Origin of the sequence: Flavobacterium pygoscelis (genome assembly GCF_023162025.1) — a bacterium.
In the GTDB taxonomy this organism is placed as follows: Bacteria; Bacteroidota; Bacteroidia; order Flavobacteriales; family Flavobacteriaceae; genus Flavobacterium; species Flavobacterium pygoscelis.
Genome location: NZ_JALNUB010000042.1, coordinates 1 through 471, shown reverse-complemented (window position 1 = coordinate 471; position 471 = coordinate 1). Strand labels below are relative to the sequence as shown.

The window sequence follows — 471 nt, the reverse complement described above, 5'->3', positions numbered from 1 at the left end:
GTCACACGGCATGTTCGCAACGCATCCCGACATTATCAACGCCGACTTGTTGGCGTTTATCAAGGGGGAGACTCTGGCGTGAGCGCTGTCGAGGACAATCCTGTCGAGCGCCGCTTCGAGCTGCCGATCGACGAAACCCATGAAGTGGCTGCGGCCTATTACCGGATCGACGGCGACAGGATCGTGCTGACCCATACGATCGTGCCCAAACGCTTCTCCGGCCAAGGGCTCGGATCGAAGCTCGCGCACGGCACCTTTGAGACGATCCGCGCCTCAGGGCGCAAGGTGATTCTGCTCTGCCCCTTCATGGCCGCCTACTACGCGAGTCATCCCGAATATGCCGACATCGTCGCACCGGAGAGCCCCCATGATTGAAATGGTCATCGATCAGCGTCGCCGCGACCTGGGCGGCGGCTTCGAAGTCGGTCGTGTCCTGCCATTCGCCAAGCGGCGCATGGTCGGCCCATTCAT

General features: G+C 61.4%; 1 protein-coding gene. It reads left to right on the top strand.

The annotated features are described in order from the left end of the window. The coding region (locus MW871_RS16290) for a GNAT family N-acetyltransferase (RefSeq protein ID WP_248429440.1) at positions 1-375 on the top strand (375 nt) is incomplete at its 5' end. Positions 376-471 lie beyond the last annotated feature (96 nt).